The sequence below is a fragment of the Endozoicomonas sp. SESOKO3 genome (genome assembly GCF_024606255.1).
Map to the genome: position 1 here is coordinate 1 of NZ_JAHHPR010000636.1, position 1,978 is coordinate 1,978.

Consider the following 1,978-nt stretch of genomic DNA (forward strand, 5'->3'; position numbering starts at 1 on the left):
CGCCAATCCTCCACAGGGTGTTGGCGAAGTACTGAACACCCTGCTGTTCAGCATTGTCCAGAACCCTGTTGAAGCCCTGATGAGCGGCAACTTTATCGGTATCCTGGCTTGGGCCGTTGCTCTGGGTCTCGCGCTGCATCGTGCTTCAGATACCACCAAACGTGTGGTTCACGACCTTTCCGATGCGGTATCCAACGTCGTTCGCTTTGTTATCCAGCTGGCACCTTTTGGCATTTTCGGTTTGGTAGCCAACACAGTAGCCAAGACTGGTTTCTCTGCCCTGGCTGAGTACGGCCAGCTGCTGATGGTTTTGATCAGCTGCATGTTGATTATTGCGCTGGTTGTAAACCCACTAATCGTGTTTGCCAAACTGAAGCGCAACCCATACCCGCTGATTTTCCAATGTCTGCGCGAAAGCGGTGTAACCGCATTCTTTACCCGTAGTTCTGCTGCCAACATTCCAGTGAACATGGAACTGTGCAAAAAGCTGGATCTACATGAAGATACCTACTCGGTATCCATACCTTTGGGGGCGACCATCAACATGGCAGGCGCTGCTATCACCATCACTGTGATGACCCTCGCCGCAGTTAACACTCTGGGTATTCAGGTAGACATGCCAACCGCTCTGATTCTAAGTGTGATCGCTGCCATCTCGGCCTGTGGCGCTTCCGGTGTTGCAGGTGGCTCTCTGCTGCTGATTCCACTGGCTTGCAGTCTTTTCGGGATCTCTGCCGATGTGGCCATGCAGGTGGTTGCTGTCGGTTTTATCATCGGCGTTATCCAGGATTCTGCTGAAACCGCTCTAAACAGTTCAACCGACGTTGCGTTCACTGCTGCAGCATGCATCTCTGCTGAAGAAAGCGGTCAGGTCGTTCAGGTGACCCGGGAGGTCAATGCCTGAGACTGAAGTACTATCCAGTCCATAAAAACCGCCAGCTGATCCTGGCGGTTTTTTTTATGATGAAACAATCAGGAAGCTCTGAGATCGAATCGGTCAAGATTCATCACTTTGACCCAGGCGGCAGCAAAATCATGAACAAACTTCTCGCCAGCATCGGATGAACCGTAGACTTCAGCCACAGCACGCAGTTCGGAGTCAGAGCCAAAAATCAGGTCTACACGGGTTGCACTCCACTGACTGGCACCGGTTTTGACGATCATGACCTTCAAAAATATCTTCATCCACAGACGTCGGTTTCCACTCAGTATTCATATTCAGCAGATTGATGAAGAAATCATTGGTCAGTGCATCTGTTTTAGAGGTAAAAACCCCATGCTGACTCTGGTCACTGTTGGTATTGAGAACACGCATGCCTCCAATAAGCACCGTCATTTCAGGAATGGTCAGGGTCAACAGCTGAGCCTTGTCGATTAAAAGTGCTTCAACAGGTACATCTGTGGTTTTTTTCTGATAGTTTCTGAAGCCGTCTGTCATGGGCTCCAGTAGCCGAAAGCTCTGAACATCCGTTTGCTGCTGTAAAGCATCCATACGACCAGGGGTGAATACCAGTTCAATATCGTGGCCAGCATTTTTAGCAGACTGTTCAATGGCTGCACAACCGCCCAGAACAATCAGGTCGGCCAGGGAAATCTTTTTATTACCTGATTGAGAGCCATTGAACGCTTGCTGGATATCTTCAAGTTGCTGCAGAACACGTGAGAGTTGTTCTGGTCTATTAACCGCCCAGTTTTTCTGCGGCTCAAGTCGGATTCGAGCGCCATTGGCACCTCCACGCATATCCGAACCTCTGAAGGTTGAGGCAGAAGCCCAGGCGGTTGATACCAGTTCGCGGATGGAGAGGGTCGAATCGAGAATCTGCTGCTTAAGTGCCTCCTGATCATCTTTATCCACCAGTTCATGATCAACAGGTGGAACGGGGTCTTGCCAGATCATCACTTCGCTGGGCACTTCCGGACCCAGGTAGCGTGCTCTGGGCCCCATGTCTCTGTGAGTCAGCTTAAACCAGGCGCGGGC

1 protein-coding gene and 1 pseudogene are annotated in these 1,978 nt (G+C 50.8%); one reads left to right on the forward strand and one right to left on the reverse strand.

The genetic code is table 11. The features are described from left to right. Window positions 1–904, forward strand: a 904-nt coding sequence (gene sstT, locus KDK18_RS11190; protein ID WP_257254984.1) for a serine/threonine transporter SstT, incomplete at its 5' end; no start/stop codon positions are given. A gap of 68 nt (window positions 905–972) precedes the next feature. Here the strand turns inward: sstT and KDK18_RS11195 are convergent. After that, window positions 973–1,978, reverse strand: a pseudogene (locus tag KDK18_RS11195) (peroxidase family protein); the annotation flags it as partial.